The following is a 20,667-nucleotide window of genomic DNA, read 5'->3' as shown; positions in this document are numbered from 1 at the left end:
AGAAGCCGCCCCGCGCGTTTGCTGACCCGAAGGCCGCCGCCAGGCAGGGGCGGTAGCAAACCGGGTTTCCGGGCGCGGGCCCTCCGGCTAAATCCAGTTTTTGCGTTTGAACCACGCGTAAATGCCCACCGCTACCAGCCCCATGCTCACCAGCACGCCGGGGTAGCCCAGCTTCCAGGTGAGTTCGGGCATGACTTCGAAATTCATGCCGTAGATGCCGGCAATAAAGGTGAGGGGCAGGAAGAAGGCCGCAAACACGGTCAGCACCCGCATGGCCTCGTTGGTGCGCTGCGACGAGAGCGACAAGTACAGGTTCATCAGGTTGGTGGCCCCGGCGTCGAGCTGCTGGTAGAGGGTTTCCACTTTGGTTTGTAAGTCCTGCGTGTCCTGCAGCAGCGTGGTGTTGGCGGCGGTGGGGGCCGTTTGCCGGCGCAGCATGGTCAGGATGTCGCGGGTGAGCAGCAGCATCTGCTTGGCCACGGAGGCCTTGCGCTTGAGAAAGTACAGGCCCTGCAGCGCGTTGGGCACTTCCTGCTTCAGGAATATCTCGGCCTCGTAGTCGTCCAGCTCCCGGGTCAGGGTCAGGGCCGGCTGCACGTAGCTGTCGAGCGCGTAGCGCGTCAGGTAAATGCTCACCTCGGCCGGCGTGTTGCACTCGTGCCCGGGGGCGCGGGCCACGTTCTTCAGCTCGCTCAGCACCGGGTGCGGGCGCCGGTGCACCGTAATCAGGCAGTCGGCGGTGTAGAACACGGCAACCTTGGTGGTCAGCTCCTGAATGGTGTCGGCCTCCGGGCTTTCGGGCCGCGCGTACACCCGCAGAATCACGAAGTTCAACCCGTTGACGGCTTCAAACTTGGGCAGGTGGGTAGGCTCCAGGCAGTCGCGCACCAGCGCGTCGGGCAAGTTGTACTGCGCGGCCACGCCCTGCAGCTCGTCCGCCTCGGGGTTGGTGATGTCGAGCCAGGTAAAGTGGCAGTCTTGCCGGGCGAGGAGTTGTTCGGTCATAGCTGAAGCCAAAAATAGCAGCGGGCCGCCCCACCAGACTTCTTTGTTCAGGACACCGCGTTGAACAACGTGCCCACGACGGCCGCCAGGCCCGTGGCCCACGCCCCCAGAAGGCTACTCTGGCGGCCGATTTGAGCATCCCCCCAAACGTCATGAAGAACGTGCGGGCCGTCGGGTTGGCGGCGGCAAATCCGAACAGGAACGGCGACGCCAGGAAGGCCAGCCCGCTGACCAGCTCCAGCCACCCGCGCCACGCCGAACACCGTCACGCCGGGCCCCACGAAGTGCAGCACCCGGAACCCGCGCAGTACCGTTCACAGAAAGCGCAGCTCGCGCCGGCGCGTGGTGGGCCCGGTGAGAAAGCGCCGCTCGTCGCGGGCCGCGGCTTTGGCTGAAAGGATGAAGAGGGGCATTTAGTCGTCGTCTCCGCCCGCTTCTTCTGCACCGGCTGCTTCGTTGCCGCCGTTCGCCGCCCCGCTGTTCAGCTCGGTGTGGCGGATTTGCCCGCCCAGGTAGCCCGTCCAGCCCACCAGCCCGAAGCCGACCAGCGCCGCCAAGAGCACCAGGGCGGCCATCCGGGGCGAATGCGCGGACCGGCGCGCGCTCAGCACCAGGCCCCCCAGGGCCAGGGCGCCCATCGCGAGCAAGGCCACCAGGGCAAATTCGGAAAATTCTTCGTGGCGTTCGATGCGGCTTTCCAACACGCCGGGCAGGTGTTCCACCGCTTCCTCGGCTCCTTCGCCGGTGAGCTGGGCCACGCCCGCGCCCAGGGCGGCGAGCATCAGCACCCCGTAGGCGGCCACCACGGTCGGCTCGCTTTTGCGCCACAGCCCGAAGGTCAGCACCAGCGCCCCCAGCAGCGAGCCAATGATGGGCAAATGGTTAATCAGCAGGTGAAGGTGAACCTGGTCCATGATTGGGGTAGTAAGTGGTTTTAGTATGGAAAGGGCAGCGCAGCGCTATTCGCCGAAGCCAGGCGCCCGGCCCGCGCCCAGATGCCAACCCCACAGGGTCAGGGCAGCAGCCAGCAAGGCCGAAATCAAAAGCAGTGGAATGACCGTCATGAGCAAGTGTGCTGGGGGTGAAGCCGCGGCCCGCCGGGTGGGAAACCAGCAGCCCCTCAAAGGTCCGGGAATTCAAAAACCAACCGCCTGACGAAAATCAGCTTGCTGCGTGATAGGTGTCAGCCTGGTTGGGGTAGCACCCGCGGGCCCGCGCACCGTTACGGGGCCGACGCCCGGCGCATCATCCCCTCTTCGCTCCATTCCGGCCCCGAATGAGCGCCTTGTACCCCTCCACCCAGCCCGTGCCCACCAGCGCGGCCAGCGCGCACCACCCCAGCGCCCCCGCCGCAACCGGCGCGAAGCCGGACAGCTGCCGCGCCGCCGGCACCAGCAGCGTGGCCAGCAACAGCCCCAGCGTGAGGGCCAGCATCAGCCACAGCACCCGGTTGCGCACCCGCAGCGTTTGCCACACCGACTGCGTGAACGAGCGGTTAATCAGCGTGAGGAAAATGTTGCTCATGACCAGCGTGGCGAACACCAGGGTGCGGCCCACGGCCACCGGCTCGCCCCGCTGCATGGTCACGTAGTACACGCCCAGCACGGCCAGCGCAATGCCCAGCCCCTGCACGAGGCTGCGGGCCAGTTCGGCGCCGGCCAGAAACGTGGCGGTGAGGGGGCGGGGCGGCTGCTGCATCTGCCCGGCTTCGGCGGGCTCGTTCTCGAAGGCAATGGAGCAGGTGGGGCCCATTACCAATTCCAGAAAAATGACGTGCACGGGCGTGAACAGGTTGGCCCACTCCCAGCCGGCCAGCAGCGGCACGGCCACCGTCAGCACGATGGGAATGTGGATGGACACAACGTAGAACACCGCCTTTTTGAAGTTCTGGTAGATGCGGCGGCCCTGGGCGATGGCAACCACCATGCTGCCCAGGTCGTCGTCGACGAGCACCAGCGAGGCGGCCTGCCGCGCCACTTCCGTCCCGCGGCGCCCCATGGCCACGCCGATGTGGGCCGCCTTGAGGGCCGGCCCGTCGTTCACGCCGTCGCCGGTCATGGCCACCACCTCGCCGTTGGCTTTCAGGGCTTCCACCACCCGCAGCTTGGCTTCGGGAAACATGCGGGCAAACACGGCCGTGCGCGTGGCCTGCTCCCGCAGCGTCGCCTCGTCCAGGGCCATCACCTGCTGGCCGGTTAGCAGCGTGTCGGCCCCCGGCAGGCCAATTTGGCGGGCAATGGCCTGGGCCGTTTCGGGGAAGTCGCCGGTAATCATCTTCACCCGGATGCCGGCGGTGGCAAACGACTGAATAACGGCCGCCGCATTGGCTTTGGGGGGATTTTCGAGCGCCACCAGCCCCAGAAACGACCACGCAAAATCGTCCTGCGCGGCCGGAAAATCGGGCCCCGTGCACGTGCCCCGCGCCACGCCCAGCACCCGGTAGCCCTGCTGCGAGAGCTGCTTGGTCACCGCGCGCAGCCGCGCGGCCACGGCTGGCGCCGGGCGGCACACGGCCAGGATGCGCTCGACGGCCCCTTTGCCGGCCACCACCGCTTCACCGCCCGGCGCTTGCCGGACGTGCGTCATCATGGGGGGCTGGCCGGCCAGCGGGTACTCGTGCACCATTGGGGCAAGCACCGCCTCCCCCGCTGGGTCCGCGGCCGCGAAGGCCGCAACAATGGCTTTCTCCATCGCGTCGAAGGGCTCGGTTTCGCTGGCCCAGCGGGCGTAGGCCAGCACGGCGTTGGCCGCCGGGGGAAGCGGACCGGGCACCGCCACCAGGGCCTCCGCGGTGCCGTCGTACAGCTGCTGCACCCTCATGCCCTCCTGCGTGAGAGTGCCGGTTTTGTCGGCGCAAATCACCGTGGCCGAGCCCAGGCTTTCCACCGTTTGGGGCTGCTTGGTGAGCACGCCCAGCCGGCTCAGGCGGGCCGCGCCCAGGGCCATGAAGCTGCTGAAGGCCACCGGAATTTCTTCCGGCAGAATGGACATGGCCAGGGTCAGCCCGAACAGCAAGGCCGTGACCCAGTCGCCGGAGCGGGCGTAGTTCACGCCAAACACCAGCGCAAACGCCCCCGCCCCCACCCAGGCCATGCGCAGCACAAACCGGCGCACCTGCAGTTGCAAGGGGGTTTTCTCGGTTGTAATGCCCGCCATGCTGCGCCCAATCAAGCCCAGCTTGGTCTGGCCGCCCACGGCCGTCACCGTGAGCCAGGCGCTGCCCGCGGCCGTGCTGGTGCCGGCAAACACCGGGTCGCCCGCCGCTTTGGCCACCGGCACGGCCTCGCCGGTCAGGACGGCCTCGTCCACGGCGAAGTCGTTGGCCTCGGCTATCGTGCCGTCGGCCGGCAGGCGGCTGCCTTCGGCCACCAGCACGGCATCGCCCACCACCAGGTCCTCGACCGGCACGGCCGCCAGCACCCCGTTGCGCCGCACCTGGGCTTGCGGCTGCGTCAGCTCGCGCAGGGCGCCCAGCGCCCGGTCGCTGCGCACGGCCTGGTACACCGAAATTCCCGCCACCAGCAGCAGGGCCACGATGAGCGTAATGGCCTCCTCACTCCGGCCTAGGGCGAAATAGACGGCGCAGGCGGCCAGCAGGAGCAGAAACATTGGCTCCGTCGCCACCTCCTTCATCGTCGCCAGTAGTCCCGTCTGCGCCTCGGCGGCGAGCACATTGCGCCCGTGCTTTTCCCGCGACCCGGCCACGGCCGCCTCCGTCAATCCCGGCGCCGAAAGGACGGGGGGTTGCACCGGAGAGGGGAGGAGGTCCATTGAGGAGGCGGTAATGGTATCGGTTTTGCTGCCGCAACGCGCCGGGTGCCCAACGCCAGTCATTCATTAATCACGGCGGCCCGGCCCGCCGCTGGCCATGGCTTCGGCCTCGCTGCGCGCGGTTTGCGCGGCCGGCCTACGGGCTGGTTTGCTCATTTTGCAGGTCGAACCGGTCGCCGCCGGCGTAGCGCGGGTCCGGGCGGGCGGAAGCGGCTCTCCGGTCGGCTTCGGCGTCATCCGCCGGCAGGTCGGCGTCGAGGCCGCAGTATTCGCGGGTGGCTTCGGCCGGGCCGGAGGCGGCCGGCTGGCCAAAGCGGCCGTGGTCGGCCGGCACGGGCGCGGCCTTGGCGGGCGGGGCGGGGGGCGGGGATGGGGGTTGTTTTTTCATCCTGAGAAAAGAGAGAATGCGGCGAGAAAAGAAGGCCACCCGGCGCGTGCCCGGTGGCCTCGAACCGGCTTTGCGCCTACTGCATGTGCGCCCGCAGCTGCCACACCTGCTTGTCCAGCTCGTAGCCCAGGTCCTGCAGCTTGTTGGAGGTCACCTCGTCCACCTGGCGCAGGTGCAGAATGCGCTGCCGCACCCGCTGGCTGACCATGGTGACGCGGTTGGCCATGAGTTCAAGCACGTGCTTGTCGGCGAGAAAGCCGGCGGGGAACTCCCCCAAATCTGCGGTATTGACCACGGTTCCGGGGCGGCCGTCGGCCGGGAAGCCCACGTGCAGGATGCGCTCGGCCAGTAGGTCGGCGTATTCGAGGTAGGTGGCGGCGTAGCCCTGTAATTTTTCGTGCAGCGGCGCGAACAGCGGACCGCGAATGTTCCAGTGGCTCTGCTTGGCCGCGTGGTACAGGTCGAGCAGCTCCACGACGGTGGCCTGGGCCTCGTCCACGACGGCCGTCCGGCTTTCGGCCTCGACCGGAATCCGGCCGTCGGCTTCGGGGTTGCGGTAGTCGAGCGGGGCGCCGTGGTCGGCGGCCGGCGGGGTGTGGTTGGGGGCCTTGATGGCGGGGGCGGTTTGCATGGCTCAGAAAGAAAAAGGAGTGGAAGTTGGAAGGAAAAAAAGCCCCGGTCTGCGACGACGAAAACCGAGGCCTTGTCCAGAATTGTCCAGAAAATGAAGTGCTTATTTTTTCAGCAGCGGGCCGGAAATGCGCAGCGGGCGGGCCAGCCCAACGGGCCAGTCCTGTTCTTACGCTTCGGCCTTGGCGGGCAGCACCAGCACCGGGATGGGGCTTTCGCGCAGCAGCCGGCCCGTGGTGCTGTCGTGAAACAGCCCGCCGAGCCAGCTGTGGGGCCGGGCCACCACCACCAGCAGGTCGGCCCCTTGCCGGGCCGCCTCTTCCAGCACCCCGGCGGCCACCGAGGATTGGTACACCACGTGCAGGCTGCTTTCGGCCAGGGCATCCACCAGGTCGTTTTCGCGCACCGCGCCGAGCAGCGCCGCGCTGCCGGGCGTGTCCTCGCCGTCGGCCACCACGTGCAGCACGTCGAGGGTGCCCCGGGTGGCGGCCAGCAGTTGGCGCAGCACGTCCTGGTGGGGGCGCAGACGGAACGGCTGCCCGTCCACGGCCAGCAGCAGGCGGCGGGGCGGGTCGCCGGCCCAGCCCACGGTGGGCACCAGCAGCAGCGGGTAGGGGGCGTGGCGCAGTAGGTTCAGCGCCGTGCGCACCATCAACTCCTCGGCGGCAATGGTTGGGTCGGGCCGGCCCAGCACCAGCAGCAGCGGGTGGCGGTGCTGCACGGCCTCGCGCACGGCGGCGGGCAGCGCCTCGTCCGAAATGTCCACCTCGGTGGGCACGGGTTGTTCGGAAGCCAGGTCCTGCAAGGCATAGGCCGTTTTTTGCTCGCCCCGCCACGTGTGGTAGCTGTCGCTGTACTGCTCGGGGGCCAGCAGGTCGTCGTGCCGCGCGTGCAGCAGCAGCAGGTGGGCCCTCAGGGGCACGGCCAGGCCCGCCGCATACGAGAGGGCGCGGTTCGTGACGGCATGAAAATCGGTCAGCACAACGAGGGAGGAAGTCATGGGGAGTTGAGAAAAAGGGGGATGAAGAAATCAGCGGGCCTCGGCGGATACTGGCGGGGGATGGGGCAGCCCGCCAGCCAGGGCCACCGCTGGGGCATACGCCCCGCCGTCGGCCGCCACCGTGGCATCGGCTTCGCGCCCGGCGCCCAGGGCGGCCGGACCGACGGCCCCGCCCCGCCCGGCCGTGCCGGGGTCGTTGGGGCGGGGCCGGCCGTGATTTACGGGCTTGAACGAAGCTTTCATGGGCAGTAGCGGCCTCACAAACCGCCGACGGTCGAGACGAGCAGGTCGTTGTCCACGTAGCGGGCCCCGGCCGTGTAGGCGTCGTAGGCGGCCTGGTCGCGGTCGAGCCAGGTGTCCACGGTGCCGGTGAGGGTGGCCCGGCCTTTTTCGACCGCCACTTCCACGCCCTGGTTGTGCAGGCTGGCCGACCAGAAGTAGCGGCGGCGGATGCGCTCGGCCAGGGCGAAGTCGGCGTTGGGCGTGCGGGCGGGCGATTGAAAGCCGTCGAAACCGGGGCTGGCGGCCACGCTCACCCAGTTTTCCAGGTCGGACACGCCGTTCACGCCCGCGGCTACGGCCCCGGCCTGCGCCTGCTCGAAGTGGCTGCTCACCTGCCCGTAGAGCGACGCCTTGCCGTTGCGCACGTGCACGCTGAAGTCGAAGTAGCCCAGGTACGGGTCACGGGCCAGCGCCTCCTTGATGCTGTTGTGGATGTTGAGGTCGGGAATGAAGCGGGTGGTGCGCACCTTGAGCAGGTTGTGCACGTCCCACACGCCCACCACGTCGCGGGCGTCGCGCTCGGCGTCCTGCTTGGCGCGCAGGTTGCTCACGGCCCCGCTCAGGGTCACAATGCCGTGGTGCACGAGCACCGTGGGCTGGTACGAGAGCACCCGCGGGTCGAAGCGGAACGTGTCCAGTACCGCCTGGGAAATTTCGCTGTCGGTGCGGGAAGCGTACTTGCTGCGCCGCAGTTCGGGGGTCAGGGCCCAGTACGCCACGAACAGGTCGCGGGCCTCGACGCGGCGGGCGCCGGCCTGGTAGGCCGTGGCCACCACTTGCGCCTTTTCGGCGGCCGAGCCGACGGTGCCCGCCAAATGCACCACCCGGTCATAGGTCCGAATTTCGACCAGGGCGCTGTGCACGCGGATGTCCCAGTCGAGCAGCTCCCGGATTTGTGTCGTGGTTTCCTCGTCCGAATTTTGCACTTCGCCCCACTGAATGGTCAGCTCGTCGGTGGCTAGGCGGCGCACGCCGCGCACGCCGCGCGCCACGCGCAGCACCAGTTGCTTCTCAGCCCACGACTGCACGGTGCCGGTCAGCGTCACCACGCCGTCAGCGGCGGAGCCGCGCACGTCGTAGCCGCTGGCCGCCGGGTCGTCGGCCAGGGCCGTGGCCACGTGGCGCTGCAACTCTTCATCGGGCACGTCGGCGGTGCTGATGAGCAGCTCGTTCACCACGCCGCGCACGCCGCGCACGGCCAGGGCAATTTCTTCGGCCCGCTCCCGCGCCAGTAGGTTGTCGGTGATGCCGGTCAGCACCACGATGCCGTCGTGGGTCGCCACGTCGACGAGATGGGCGGCCACGCCTTTTTTGGTGAGAAAAAACAGCTCGATGGCAGCCGTGATGTCGGCGTCGCTCACGTGCTCCGCCGTGGCGGGTTGGGTGTCATAATCCAGGGTTTGCATAATACGAGGGGGAAAGAAAGGGGATGGTGCGGGCTTTATTCAGTGGTCTTAATAGATGCGCGCGCGGCAGGCCCGCCAAAAGGCCGGGCCTGCGCGGGTCGGTGGGTCAGGCCGTGGCGGTTCCCACGGGTTTGGGCTGGCGGCGCTGGCCGCCGAAGCACCAGGTGCGGGCGGCAACAGCCGCCGCTAGGGTGGTGGCAACGGGGGCGAGAACGAGGATTTGAGAGTTATCATAGCCGGAAAGAGGGTTGGTGAGCCAGGAGTGGCCCGTGGTGATAGGAGAGAGAAGAAAATTTGGCTCGCGGGAAGGCCCGCCCGGGGCAGCTTCAGCCTACATTTTCGGGACGCGCGTTTTGGGGCCGGGGTGTTTGTCGGGGTGCGGGATGATGTTGCCGTTCATCAGCATGCTCTGGCCTTCTTTCAGCATCACGGTGGTGCCGTCCTTGCGCTGGCAGGTGCCGTCGGGCATGCACAGCGAGCCGTCGCCCATGGTCAGGGTGACAGTCATTGGGGCCATTTGGCCGTTCTCCACCAGGAGCATCTGGCCGTCCTTCATCAGGCAGTAGCCCTTGGCCGACTGGCCGGTGGGCTGGGCGCGGGCCGCCCCGCCGGCTCCGGCAAGCAGCAGTAGGAACAGGAGGGCGGGGGCATGTTTCATGAGCGGCGCTTGGGGGCGGAAGAACTTCGGACGCCAACTTGGCGGCCGGCTTCACGGGCGGAACGGGCGGAAACTGTTGCGTGGGAGGCAGCATAAAATTCCGCCTCAATCCCCGTTAATAAGCTGATGAAAGTCAGCTTATAGCATGACTTTCATTCTTTTGCCACCTCGCCGCACCCCCGCTTTCCCCACCCCAACCCCAACCCGTAACCTGCGCTGCACCCCGGCGGCGTTGCTTGCTCCCAGCGCATTACGGCCGCCCAAAGCTGCTGCTGCGCTCCCCCGGCGCCCCGGCAGCGCGGGCGTAGACGAGGCGCGTCACCAGGAAATCACACACCGCCTGCGGGTAGTCGAACTGCGCTTGCTGGCGGGTGGCTTCGGCGTCCCGCGCTGCGCGGGGCCGGGCGCGGCCCCGTTGTTCGCTCCGGCGTGCCCGGCCGGCCCGGTCACGCCGGCGAGTACATTCCGGCCACCTGCAGGCTGCGGAGCAGGGCGCTTTTCTTGCGCTGGTGGGCCTGCATCCGTTGCAGGATGTTGCCCAGAATCTGCACGGCCTCGCCCACCCGCGGCCCCTTGTTGAGCATGACGCACTCGGCCCGGTCGCCCATGGCGGCGTCGGTGATTTCGGCGCGGGAGGGCATCCCACCGCGGGCCAGGCTTTCCAGCACCTGGGTGGCCCAGATGACGGGCACGTGGGCCGCCTCGCACAGCCACAAGATTTCTTCCTGCACCTCGGCCAGGCGCTCGAAGCCGCACTCCACGGCCAGGTCGCCGCGCGCAATCATCACGCCGCAGCTCGCCGCGCGCATGGCGCTCAGCAGCAGGGCGGGCAGTTGCTCGAACCCCTGCCGCGTTTCGATTTTGAGGATGATGGGCAGCGGCCGGTCCGTGAGCCGGGCCAGGTGGGCCAGCAGCTGCTCCACGTCGGCGGGGCGGTTGGCAAACGAGAGGGCCACCAGGTCGGCGTGCCGGGCGACGAAGGCCAGGTCCCGCAGGTCCTTTTCCGTCAGGGCCGCGAGGGGCAGCCGGCTGTCGGGCAGGTTGATGCCTTTGTCGTTGCGCAGCTTTTCGCCCTTGGCGCGGGCCTCGGTGATGCGCACGTGCAAGGTGCCCGGCTCGACGCGGTCCACCACCCCGCCGATTTTGCCGTCGTCGAACCAGATGCTGGCGCCCGGCCGCACCGAGTCCAGTACCTCGGGCAGCGTGCAGCCAATAGCGGCGGGAGGGAAACCTGGTTCCGTCGGTTCGTCGGTCGGTTGGGAGTCGCGGAGCGGGAGGCGCGTGAGCCGCAAGCCGTCGCCGGGGCGCAGCACCAGAAACGGTTCCAGCGGCGGGATGCCCTGGCTGGTGGCGGCCAGCACCGGGCCCCGGAAGCGGATGAGCGGCGTGAGGTAAGCCGTTTTGTGCAGCTCGGCCCAGCAGCCCGCCGCGTCGGTGCTGCGCACCCGCAGCTGCCGCTTCGCCCCGCGCGCATCCACGAAGAAAACGGCGTCGTTCTTGGCCAGGCTTTGCAGCCACGCGGCGGGGAAGGCCAGGCTGGCGGCGGCTTCGGCCGGGGCGGCCCGCGGCTGCTCCTGCGCGGTCAGCCACAACCGCGCCGGCGCCGTCACCCGGCCCAGGTCGTCGCGCGCGGGCCGGACCAGGAGCACGGCCGGGCCGGGCGGCAGGCCCTGGGTGCGCAGCTTGGGCCCGGCCAGGTCCATGCTAACGGTGCAGGTTTTGTCCAGCTCCTGCTCGGCGCGGCGCAGGTACTGAATCATCCGTAGCCACGCGGCCGCGTCGTCGTGGGCGCAGTTGATGCGCATGCAGTCCATGCCCTGCCGCAGCAGCCCCGCCACCAGCTCGTAGTCGGTGGCAGCCTCGCTGGGCATCGTGACCATGATGCGGACCTCGCGGCCGGCCGGCGCCCGACCCAGGCAGGCCGCGCTGTGCTCCGCCAGCAAGCGCGGGCCGCTGCTAAAGTCCGGGGCGGCCTCGGCGGGCAAGGGTGGGGCGGCCGTTCCGGGGCCACTCAGGGCATTCAGTACCGCGAGCACCGCCTCCACGGTGGCCAGGGCGTGGGCCTCGGCGCGGCCCAGCGACGAGAGGCCCAGCGCGGCCAGCCGGTCCTGCAGGGGGCGGTGGTCGTGCCGGCGTAGGGCCAGGTAGTGCAGCAGGTTGCGCGCACTCAGCCCGAAGTTGGGGTGCACGGCCCGCAGGTGGTCCGCCGCCTGCGCGGCGGCGGCCACCATGTCGCGGCGCAGGACGGTCAGCTCGGCAATCAGCTCCGCTGTTGCGGCGGCGGGTGGGCGGGCGGGCGGCCTCGCTTGAACGGTTTCAGCCATGAGGACTGGTTTGGCAGGTTGAACAATGGGCTATTTCCGGCCCGGCCCGGCCCGGGCGTTGGGCCCGGCAACCGTTCGAGGCGGCCGTCAATCATACGGCGTGGTGGCGTAGCGTAATGGCGCAACAGACGAAACAACCCACGTTGCCGACTACTGAGTCAAGCCCCAGCGGGGCGGCAGGTCGGTAGTAAAATAGCTTTGACTGGGTTTTTGAAGCCCCCAGCGGGGCGGCATCCGGTGGTGCAAGTACCGCCCCGCTAAGGCTTGCAAACCGTTCGGCTGCCCGTTTGCTACCAACCTGCCGCCCCGCTGGGGCTTGGCCCAGTGGTCCGCAACGCGGGTTGAATAAGCAGCCTATTCATCAAGAGTTTACGGCCGCTAAAAACGAACCCGCGCTAGGCGGGCCGTTCCCGCAGCGCCTTTATCATTTCGTCGGCCAGCGCGTCGCTCGACGGGCCGTAGCCGTTCACCAGCGTGCCTTTGAGGTTGAACCTGGCCGAGGAGATGGCGTACACCACGGCCTCGTCGGCGGGGTCGGAAGGCCCCTCGAAGCGGAAGTGCTGGTCCACCACAAAATCGTCGGGAAACAGCCGAATGGCATTCCCCGTGCACGACAAGTGGGTAGCAGCCAGGTTGAAATCCGCGGTGTACCCCTGCTTTTTGAGGGTGGCCAGCGTTTCCGAAAGCGTGGTCATAGGAATCATAAGGCAGGAATCAGTGGGGTTGAGAAGGCCGGCTCGGTGCGGGAGCGCGGAGTTAAGTAGTCGTCCACAAGGAAAAGAGTTGTCAGTTGTTAGTTGTCAGTTGTCAGGCAGGTATTTATCAAAGGGCTAACAACTGACAACTGACAACTGACAACTGACAACTTAGAATCTGGGCAACCAAGCTGCTTCGTTGGATGCACTGCATCAGGGCAGCCAGCAGGCCCGCTCGCGCTCCAGAAATGCCCGTAGCGAAGTGGGCTCCCGGCCCAGCAGCTCGGCCAGCACCGGCGACACGTGCGCGGCCAGGCCCAGGCGCGCCGCCAGGTAAATGCCGGTCATCACGTTGATGAGCGGGGTGGGCGTACCCTTTGCTCGCTCGTAGGCCCGAAACTCCCGGATGCCCGCCGCCCGGTAGCGAATGGGCCGGCCCAGCACCGCGCTCAGCTGCGCGGCCACTTCGTCGTAGGTCAGGGCGGCGCGGCCGGTCAGCTCGTAGCCGGCCGAGGCGGCGGGCGGCGCCAGCAACAGCTTGGCCGCCACCGCGCCCACGTCGGTTGCGTCCACGAAGCTGGTGCGGGCGTGGCCGGCGGGCAGCAGCAGCTGGTGGCGCTGGCGAATGTCGTCTCGGTGGGTAGTGCTCAGGTTTTGCATGAAGAAGCTCGGCCGCAGCAGCGAGTAGCGGAGACCCGATTCTTTCAGGTAGCCCTCCACCCGGTGGTGCGGCACGAAGGGGTTGTACTGCGCCCCTTGCAAAGACAGAAACACCACGTGCCGCACGCCCGCCGCCCCGGCCGCCCGCACCACCGGCCGCAGGTAGCGGGCCACGTCGCTGAGGGCCGGCGGGCGCACCAGCAGCAGGCCCGTGACGCCGCGCAGGGCCGGGGCCACGGTTTCCGGTTTTGTAAAGTCGAAGGGCACCACTTCCACCGGGACCTTTCCAGCCGGCCCGAGGCGCTCCAAACCGTGGTCGGCGGCGCGGACGGCTATTACCACTGCGGTGCCCGCCGGCCGCTGGGCCAGCAGGCTTTGCAGGGCCGCCGCGCCCACGTTGCCCGTGGCCCCGGTGAGCAGCAGGCGCGGCGTGGGCGGGTTGTTGCTCATTCGGAATGGGAAGACGCAAGCAAAGTATTCGGGAAAGCCACGACGAGGACAACCCCCAAGTCCCGGGCTCCCGCAACGGAAACCAGGGACCATGCGTTGTGCCGGCCCGGCTCAATGACCGGGTTGGGGCCGGAGACGGGTAGCGCGCGAGTAGGCGCTGAGCATGGCCAGGGCGGCCACTAGCATGACCGAGAACAGAATGGTGGGAGTTATCATGGCGCAAGGGAATGAAGGACTTGTTGGAGTCCGTGTGAGAAATAAGAGTCAGAGAAAATGACCGGACTTACGCACTTCGCCAAACCATAGGCCTCAGCGGGGCGCCACCCGGCGGTCGTGCTGGCCAGGGCCGCCCCGCCGGGGCTTGGTGGTTCATCCTGGCGCAGGTGATACCGATATGCCGTCCCGCCGGGGCTAAAATTCGAACTGTTTGAAGTTGTCCTAAACGAGTCAGGGAAAATGCCCCCAAGAATGGCAGGGGCTTAGTTTGCCGGACTCAGGCCCGCCAGGGCGCCCGCGGTCCAGTTGGCGGCGTCGGTGGCGCGGGGCGACGGGGTTTCGGGCGCTGCTATGACCGCCACCGGTAGCACCAGTACCGGCACGGGGCAGCGGGTCAGCAACTGCGCGGTCACGCTGCGGTGGAACAGCTCGCCGAGGTAGCTGCGCTGCCGGGCCAGCACCACCACCAGGTCGGCCTGGGTATCTTCCACGGCCGCCAATACGCCTTCGGCGTAGTTGTCGTGCTCGTAGCCGCGCAGCTCGGGCGTGGCCAGGCCTTTCACGAGGCCGCTCAGTTGCACGGCCCGCAGCGCGGCGCCGCAGCCGGCATCGTCCTCGCCGTCCGATACGTGAGCCACGATGAGCTCGACCCCGGGCAGGGCAAAGAGCGGGTGCAGGGCCAGCGACGCCGGCGTCAGGGCGAAGGCTTCGCGGTCGGCCGCAATCAGAATCCGGCGGGGCGGCTGCTCCGTCGTCGCGGCGGTGGGCACCACCAGCAGCGGGTGGTGTCCGCTGCGCAACAGGTCCGCGCAGCCCGTGGCTATGCTGGCCGCGTTTTCGTGGGGCTGGTAGGGCGGGCTGAGCACGAACAGGGCCGGGCGGTGCCGGGCGGCCTGGTCCTGGGCCACTTCCGGCAGCAGGTCGGTGGCTATTTCCACGGTGGGGCGGGTCGACAGCTCCTCGGCCATCCGGTAGAGCGCCGCGGCCGTTTCGGCCTGGCGGGCCAGCTCCTCCTGGTGGTAGTGCTCGGGCACCGTGGCGTAGGGGTCGAACAGGGAAGCGCGGTTCACGTGCAGCAGCACCAGCTTGCCGCGCAGGGCCTGCGTCAGGGTGTTGGCGTACTGCACGGTATGGCGGGCGGCGGCATAAAAACCGGCGAAGACAACGAGGGTAAGCGACATGGTTAGTGGGGTTGGGCGTGAAGTGAGATGAAGGAGGTACTGCGTTGCCGAGCAACTGCTGGTTTGGGGCCGGCCAAGCGGCGTTTGGGGCTATTCATCCAGAAAGTCGACCGGTGCCGAGAGAAGCAGCACCGGCACGGGCGTCGCGCGCAGCACCTGCTCGATAACGCTGTCGATTAGCAGCTTGTGCACCCAGCCGTGCCCGACATCGACCAGGGCCACCACGTCGGCCGAAAGCTCTTGCACGGCCCGCAGGATGCCGGGGGCGGGTTCGGGGCCCACCACCTTGTGCGGCTGGCTGCGGGGCATTATGGCGGCCAGCCCGCTGCGCCGCGCCGCCCAGAGTCCTTCTTCCCCACCTTGCCCCCCGGCCGTCGGCACCACGGTCACGGTCACGATTTCGGTGGCCAGCGCATCGAACAAGGCAGCTATTGCTTGTGCTTCGGGCGTCAGGACGAAGAGCCGGTCCTCCACGGCCAGGGCCAGGCGGCGGGGCGGATGCAGGGCCGCCGCGGGCAAGTGCGCGGGCACCAGTAGCAGCGGGTAGCCCGTTTCGCGGGCCAGCGGCAGGGTGCGGTTGCTCAGCCATTCGTCAAACTGGCCGTGGGTAGCCGTCAGGCCGGCCACCAGCAGCAGGGGGCGGTACTTATCCAGTGCTTGTTGCACGGCCTCGTCCCAGCCGGCTTCCAGCGTATCGGCCGTGGCCGGCACGGGGTAGTCGGCCGCCAGCTGTTCCAGGGCGCGCCGTTCCTGCCGCACGTAGTGCTCGTGGGTGGCGTGCATCACCAAAGCCACCCGCGAGGTCATGGGCGGGGTGGGGTACACGTGCACCAAGTGCACAACGGCCCCGAGCGGCGCGGCCAGAACGGCGGCATAGGCCCGCGCCTGCTCGGCAGCCGGCGAAGAATCCGTGAGCACAACAATGCTGGGTTTCATAATTGAGGAGGGGATAGGGAGTGAGAAATGCGGCCCCGGGTGGGGCCCCGGGCGTGAGCGCCGCACTGAAAGCGCAGGACGACACCTGGAAACTCCGCCTCAGCTCATGGCCGGCATCCACCCGGGCCTGTCCGACGGCTTGGCGGGCACCAGCAGCACCGGCACGGGGCTGCGGCGCAGCACTTCGGCCGTGACGCTGTGGTGGAACCGCCGCTCCAAAAAGCCGCGGGGCCGGGCGATGAGCACCACCAGGTCGGCCTGGGTGTCGGCAATGGCTTGCAGGATGCCGGCCGCGGGGTCCTGCTGCGGCTCCTGGTACAGCCAGAGCGGGGCGTCGGGCGGCAGCAGGCCGCTGGCGCGCACGTCGGCCAGCGCCATGCGGCCCGGCTGGGCCTCGGGCTCGTGGCCGGTGGCCACGTGCACGACGGTGTACGCGGCCCGCCAGGCGGCCAGCAGCGGCGCCAGGTGCCGGCCGGCCGCGCTGAGGCCGAACGGCTCGGCGTCGAGGGCCAGCAGCACGCGGCGCGGCAAAGCGGGCGGCGGGGCCGCGGCGGGCACCAGCAGCAACGGCCGGTGCGTGGCCCGGAGCATGGGCAGCACCTGGTTGTGCAGCAGCTCATCCAGAAAATTGTGCTCCGGGCTCAGCCCCATGGCCAGCAGCAGGGGCTGGTACCGCTGCACCGCTTCGGTCAGGGCGTCGGCCATGGGCATCGCCGACACGGTTGCGGCCGCGGGGCCCGGCAGCTGCTGGGCCAGGGCCTGCATCTCGGCGGCCGCTTCGGCGTAGTTGCGGTCGGTTTGGGTCGGCGTCACCACCGCCAGCTCGGGCGCGAACATCACGGGGTCCTGGTAGCAGTGCAACAGGGTCACGTGCGCGTGCAGGGGAGCCCCGAGCGCCGCGGCGTACCGGGCGGCCTTCTCCGCCGCGGCCGACAAGTTGGCCAGCACTACAATGGATGGGTTCATGGCGAAGAAGTGAGGGGATGTTATTCAGGACTGTTTTAGGAGTAGTTAAAAGTCAAAAGTGAAGAGTTAAAAGGCCGGACAGTTTTCACTTTTAACTCTTCACTTTTAACTTTTAACTGTATTCCTTCCGGCAAAGGGCTGTGGAGGCGCCGGCGGGCGCGGCGGCCGAAAGCTTATTCCTCCGCGGGCAGTATGAGCATCGGGATGGGGCTTTCCTGGATGAGCCGGGCCGTGACACTGCTGTGGAACAAGCTGCTGAGCAGGCTGTGGCGCCGGGCCACCACCACCAGCATGTCGGCTTCCTGACGGGCGGCCTCTTCCAGCACCCCGGCCACGACCTTGGGGCTGTACACTTCGTGCAGCCGGCTTTCGGCAAACACATTCACCAGGTCATTCGCCCGCACCGTGGCCAGCACGGCCCCGTCAGCGGGCCGGGCCTGGTCGTCGTCGGTCACGTGCACCACGTCGAGCGTGGCCCTGGTGGCGTGCAGCAGGCGGCTAAGCACTTCCTGGTGGTCCTGGTCGGCGAAGGCGAACGGCTGCCCGTCCACGGCCAGCAGCAGGCGGCGGGGCGGAAACTTGTCCCAGCCCACGGTGGGCACCAGCAGCAGGGGGTGGGGCGCGTGGCGCAGCAGGTCCATCACCACGCTGGTGAAGAGCTTGGTGGGCTCGGTCGCGTCGCTGGGCCGGGCCAGCACCATCAGCAGCGGGTGGTGGCGGCGCACGGCCTCGGTCAGGGCGGCGGGCAAGAAGCCTTCGGCCACGTCCACTTCGGTGGGCACGGTCTGGTCGGCGGCCAGCTGGAGCAGGGCCCGGTCGGTTTTCCGCTCGCCGCGGGCCGAATGGTGGCCGTCGTAGCCTTCCGGGATGGGCATGCCGTCGTAGCGCACGTGCAGCAGCACCAGTTGCGCGTTGAGCGGCACGGCCAGCCCCGCCGCATACGAGAGGGCGCGGTTGGTGACGGCAAAAAAGTCGGTCAGAACAACAAGGGAGGGCGTCATGGCGATGGGTTGAATGATGAACGAATGGGAGGAGGCCGCTTTGAGCGGCAGCGGAGCCGGGGCCCGCTTAGTCTTCGGCGGGCAGCACCAGTAGCGGAATGGGGCTTTCCTGGATGAGCTGGGCCGTGACGCTGCGGTGAAACAGGCTGCCGAGCAAGCTGTGGCGCCGGGCCACCACCACGAGCAGGTCCGCCTGCTGGCGGGCGGCTTCCTGCAGGATGCTTCCCATCACGCTGGGTCCGGGTATCTCGTGCAACTGGCTCTCCGCCCAGCCGTCCGCCAGCTCGTTTGCACGGATGGTGTTCAGCACGGTGGTGGCACTGGGCCGCCCCTGCTCGCTGTCGGTCACGTGCAGCACGTCGAGGGTGCCCTGGGTGGCGGCCAGCACCTGGCGCAGCACGTCCTGGTGGGGGCACAGGTGGAACGGCTGCCCGTCCACGGCCAGCAGCAGGCGGCGGGGCGGGTCGCCGGCCCAGCCCACGGTGGGCACCACCAGCAGGGGGTAGGGGGCGTGGCGCAGCAGGTCCATGGCCGTGCTGGTCACGTCTTCGAGGGGGGAAGCCGCCGAGCCGGGCCGGCCCAGCACCAGCAGCAGCGGATGGTGGCGGCGCACGGCTTCTTTCACGGCGTCGGGCAGAAAGTCTTCCGAGATATCCACTTCGGTGACGACGGGCTGGTCGGCGGCCAGCTGCTCCAGGGCGTTGATGGTTTTCCGCTGGCCTTGCCGGGTGCGGCGGCTGTTGTACTCGTCGGGCGCTAGCAGGCCGTTGTGGCACACGTGCAGCAGCACCAGCTGGGCGTGCAGCGGCAATGCCAGCCCCGCCGCGTACGAAAGGGCGCGGTTGGTGACGGCGGAAAAATCGGTCAGAACAACGAGGGAGGGCGTCATGATTAAAAACGAATAAGGGATAAAATACCAGGGTGGATTGGCCGAAGAAGCCACTCACGGCGCAACGGGGCCGCTTTCCGCCGGGCGTTGGGTGGGAGGGGCTACGCCTGGCGCGTACGGCTTGCCCTCGTCCCGCGCCATGGTGGCATCGGCTTCCTGGGCGTGCTGCCGGGTACTGGCACTGATGAGCCAGGCAGACCCGGAGCCCGGGTTTTCGGGACGGCGCCGGTCGCGGCTATTCGGGTTACGCCAGGTTTCCATAGTCGGGAGCAGCCGCAAGCGACTCGTTGGGGGCGGTGGGAGCGGTGGTCAGTACTTGCAGGTGGTTGTTCACCTCGCGGGCCCCGGCTTCGTGGGCCGCCAGGGCCGCGTGCTTGCGGTCGAGCCAGGTATCCACGGTGCCGGTGAGCGTGGCCCGGCCATCGGCCACGCGCACTTCCACCTCCTGGTCGTGCAGGCTGGCCGACCAGCAGTACCGGGCGCGGATGCGCTCGGCCAGGGCGTGGTCGGGGTTGGCTGCCGCCGGGCTCAGCCGGTCCTCGCCCAGAAAGGAGGCGGTGAATCCTTCCTCCGCGGCGGCGTCGCTGAACACCTCCAGCCGGTTGTTCACGTCCACCACGCCGCTCGCCCCGGCCGCCAGGTCGCCCGCCTGTTCCTGCTCGAAATGCGTGCCGACGCGGCCCGAGAGCAGGACCTGCCCGCCGTGCACCTGCACGTGCACGGCGCAGTGGCCCACGTAGGGGTCGCGGGCCAGGGCCGCCTCGATAGCCGGGCAAATGTCTTCGTCGGGCACCGGCCGCCCGGGGCGCACCTTGAGCAGGTTGTGCACGTTGGCCACGCCCACCACGTGGCGCGCGTCCTGCTCGGCGTCCTGCTTGGTGCGCAGGTTGCTCACCGTGCCGGCCAGCGTCACCACCCCGTCCAGCACCTGCACCAACGTTTCCGCCGCCCGCACCCGCGGGTTGAAGCGCAGGGTGTCGCGCACGGCGCTGGCAATGGCCTCGTCGGTTTTGGGCGCAAATTTCTCCCGGCGGATGGCCCGGCCCAGCGCCCAGTAGGCCACGAACAGGTCGCGGGCGTCCACGCGGGTGGCCCCGGTCTGGTAGGCAATGGCCACCAGGCGGTCCTTCTCGGCCGCCGTGCCCACCGTGCCCGAAAGGTGCACCACCTGCTCATAGGTGTGCACTTCGACCAAAGCGCCGTTCACGCGGATGTCCCAATCGAGCAGCTCCCGCACCTGGGTAGTGATTTCCTCGTCGGAGTTCAGGATGGCGCCCCCGCGAATGGTCAGGTGGTCGGTCACGAAAGCGTGCACGCCCCGCACGCCTTGCAGCACGCGCAGCACCAACTGCTTTTCGGCCCACGACTGCACTAGGCCAGACAGCGTCACCACGCCCCCGGCCACGGTGCAGTGCACCCGGTAGTCGTCGGTGGCGGGGTCATCGGCCAGGGCCCCGGCCACGTCGCGCTGCAACTCGGCGTCGCCCACCTCGTCGGTGCGCACGGCCACCGTGCTGGTCACCCCGCGCACGCCGCGCACGGCCAGGGCAATGTCCTCGGCCCGCTGCCGCGCCAGCAAGTTGTCGGTGAAGCCGGCCAGCTTGACCAGGCCTTCGTGGGTCTGCACAGTAATCAGGTGCGAGCTCAGGCCTTTCTTATTGGCCAGCAGCGTCTCGATGGCGGCCGTGATGGCCGCATCAGTTAAGTCGTCGGCCGAAGCAGGACAGGCTAAAAGCGCGGAATTCGGAGGGGCTTGGAGGTGCGTGGTCATGGCGTTGGATGCTGGAAGGATGGGGGGTCTGGTACAAAAGTCCCCCCCGGCCATCCCCCCGGCCATGACGATAATTGCCCCGTGACCTGACTTTTGTCAGGTCCGGTTCAAGGGCTTTGGACGGAGCGCCCCGCGCACCCCGGTCGCCGAGGCGTCGGGAAACACCGGGCAATGCAGCGGGCCCACTTTTTCCACGCAGGGCCAGGGCCGTGCGCAAGGCCCGGCGGCCTACGCGGCGGCTCTTAGTGTTTCGCGCGAGGCCACGCGCAGTTGACGGGTTTTGTAGCAGCGCCTGTGGCTTGCTAAACCACCTCAGTCAGTCAGGCCCAGCCCCATAAACCGTTCGGGGTTCAGCAGCGCATCGCGGTGCACGCGCAGCAGCACCAAGGCGGCTGGCGCGGGCAAGGGCATGGTTGGCCGGCCGGTAGAAATCGGTGA

General features: G+C 68.5%; 19 protein-coding genes. All 19 read right to left on the bottom strand.

What is annotated here, in order from left to right; genetic code table 11:
* Positions 1-87 precede the first annotated feature (87 nt).
* A complete protein-coding gene (locus tag RMO51_RS09730; RefSeq protein ID WP_310394200.1) occupies positions 88-1,005 on the bottom strand; it encodes a CorA family divalent cation transporter in 918 nt (305 codons plus the stop codon).
* A 413-nt stretch (positions 1,006-1,418) separates the two neighbouring features.
* The gene (locus tag RMO51_RS09725; protein WP_310394199.1) at positions 1,419-1,919 is read right to left on the bottom strand and encodes a hypothetical protein; all 501 of its coding nucleotides are present in this window, start codon (positions 1,917-1,919) and stop codon (positions 1,419-1,421) included.
* Positions 1,920-2,250: 331 nt separating this feature from the next.
* Positions 2,251-4,776: a cation-translocating P-type ATPase gene (locus tag RMO51_RS09720; protein ID WP_310394197.1), complete on the bottom strand. Its 2,526-nt coding sequence runs from the start codon at positions 4,774-4,776 to the stop codon at positions 2,251-2,253.
* A 136-nt stretch (positions 4,777-4,912) separates the two neighbouring features.
* Positions 4,913-5,164 carry a hypothetical protein gene (locus RMO51_RS09715; protein WP_310394196.1) on the bottom strand — a complete coding sequence of 84 codons (252 nt, stop codon included), beginning with the start codon at positions 5,162-5,164 and terminating at the stop codon, positions 4,913-4,915.
* Positions 5,165-5,240: 76 nt separating this feature from the next.
* A complete protein-coding gene (locus RMO51_RS09710) occupies positions 5,241-5,795 on the bottom strand; it encodes a DNA starvation/stationary phase protection protein (protein WP_310394195.1) in 555 nt (184 codons plus the stop codon).
* A gap of 168 nt (positions 5,796-5,963) precedes the next feature.
* Positions 5,964-6,794, bottom strand: a complete 831-nt coding sequence (locus RMO51_RS09705; protein WP_310394194.1) for a universal stress protein — start codon at positions 6,792-6,794, stop codon at positions 5,964-5,966.
* Positions 6,795-6,824: 30 nt separating this feature from the next.
* A complete protein-coding gene (locus RMO51_RS09700; RefSeq protein WP_310394193.1) occupies positions 6,825-7,037 on the bottom strand; it encodes a hypothetical protein in 213 nt (70 codons plus the stop codon).
* Between the two features lie 14 nt (positions 7,038-7,051).
* The gene (locus RMO51_RS09695) at positions 7,052-8,482 is read right to left on the bottom strand and encodes a BON domain-containing protein (protein ID WP_310394192.1); all 1,431 of its coding nucleotides are present in this window, start codon (positions 8,480-8,482) and stop codon (positions 7,052-7,054) included.
* A gap of 331 nt (positions 8,483-8,813) precedes the next feature.
* Complete coding sequence (locus tag RMO51_RS09690; RefSeq protein ID WP_310394191.1) at positions 8,814-9,140, bottom strand: DUF6799 domain-containing protein; 327 nt, start codon at positions 9,138-9,140, stop codon at positions 8,814-8,816.
* Positions 9,141-9,586: 446 nt separating this feature from the next.
* Positions 9,587-11,464 (bottom strand): pyruvate kinase, encoded by a 1,878-nt coding sequence (locus RMO51_RS09685; protein WP_310394190.1) that lies wholly within the window; start codon positions 11,462-11,464, stop codon positions 9,587-9,589.
* A 395-nt stretch (positions 11,465-11,859) separates the two neighbouring features.
* Entirely contained in the window at positions 11,860-12,159 is a 300-nt protein-coding gene (locus RMO51_RS09680; RefSeq protein ID WP_310394189.1) for a phosphoribosylpyrophosphate synthetase, read from the bottom strand.
* Between the two features lie 213 nt (positions 12,160-12,372).
* Positions 12,373-13,269, bottom strand: coding sequence for an SDR family oxidoreductase (locus RMO51_RS09675; protein ID WP_310394188.1), 897 nt, complete (start codon positions 13,267-13,269; stop codon positions 12,373-12,375).
* A gap of 479 nt (positions 13,270-13,748) precedes the next feature.
* On the bottom strand, positions 13,749-14,666 hold the full coding sequence (locus RMO51_RS09670) for a universal stress protein (protein WP_310394186.1): 918 nt from the start codon (positions 14,664-14,666) through the stop codon (positions 13,749-13,751).
* 90 nt (positions 14,667-14,756) lie between these two features.
* On the bottom strand, positions 14,757-15,602 hold the full coding sequence (locus RMO51_RS09665; protein WP_310394184.1) for a universal stress protein: 846 nt from the start codon (positions 15,600-15,602) through the stop codon (positions 14,757-14,759).
* 99 nt (positions 15,603-15,701) lie between these two features.
* Positions 15,702-16,568, bottom strand: coding sequence for a universal stress protein (locus tag RMO51_RS09660; RefSeq protein WP_310394183.1), 867 nt, complete (start codon positions 16,566-16,568; stop codon positions 15,702-15,704).
* A 173-nt stretch (positions 16,569-16,741) separates the two neighbouring features.
* The gene (locus RMO51_RS09655; protein WP_310394180.1) at positions 16,742-17,569 is read right to left on the bottom strand and encodes a universal stress protein; all 828 of its coding nucleotides are present in this window, start codon (positions 17,567-17,569) and stop codon (positions 16,742-16,744) included.
* A 67-nt stretch (positions 17,570-17,636) separates the two neighbouring features.
* Complete coding sequence (locus RMO51_RS09650) at positions 17,637-18,458, bottom strand: universal stress protein (RefSeq protein ID WP_310394178.1); 822 nt, start codon at positions 18,456-18,458, stop codon at positions 17,637-17,639.
* Positions 18,459-18,512: 54 nt separating this feature from the next.
* Complete coding sequence (locus RMO51_RS09645; protein WP_310394176.1) at positions 18,513-18,719, bottom strand: hypothetical protein; 207 nt, start codon at positions 18,717-18,719, stop codon at positions 18,513-18,515.
* On the bottom strand, positions 18,703-20,229 hold the full coding sequence (locus RMO51_RS09640) for a BON domain-containing protein (protein ID WP_310394175.1): 1,527 nt from the start codon (positions 20,227-20,229) through the stop codon (positions 18,703-18,705). Before RMO51_RS09640 ends, RMO51_RS09645 begins: the two co-directional genes overlap by 17 nt.
* Positions 20,230-20,667 lie beyond the last annotated feature (438 nt).

This window comes from Hymenobacter sp. (assembly GCF_031398885.1).
GTDB lineage: Bacteria > Bacteroidota > Bacteroidia > Cytophagales > Hymenobacteraceae > Hymenobacter.
The sequence above is the reverse complement of the archived record's forward strand: the minus strand, read 5'-3'. Positions and strand labels throughout refer to the sequence as shown.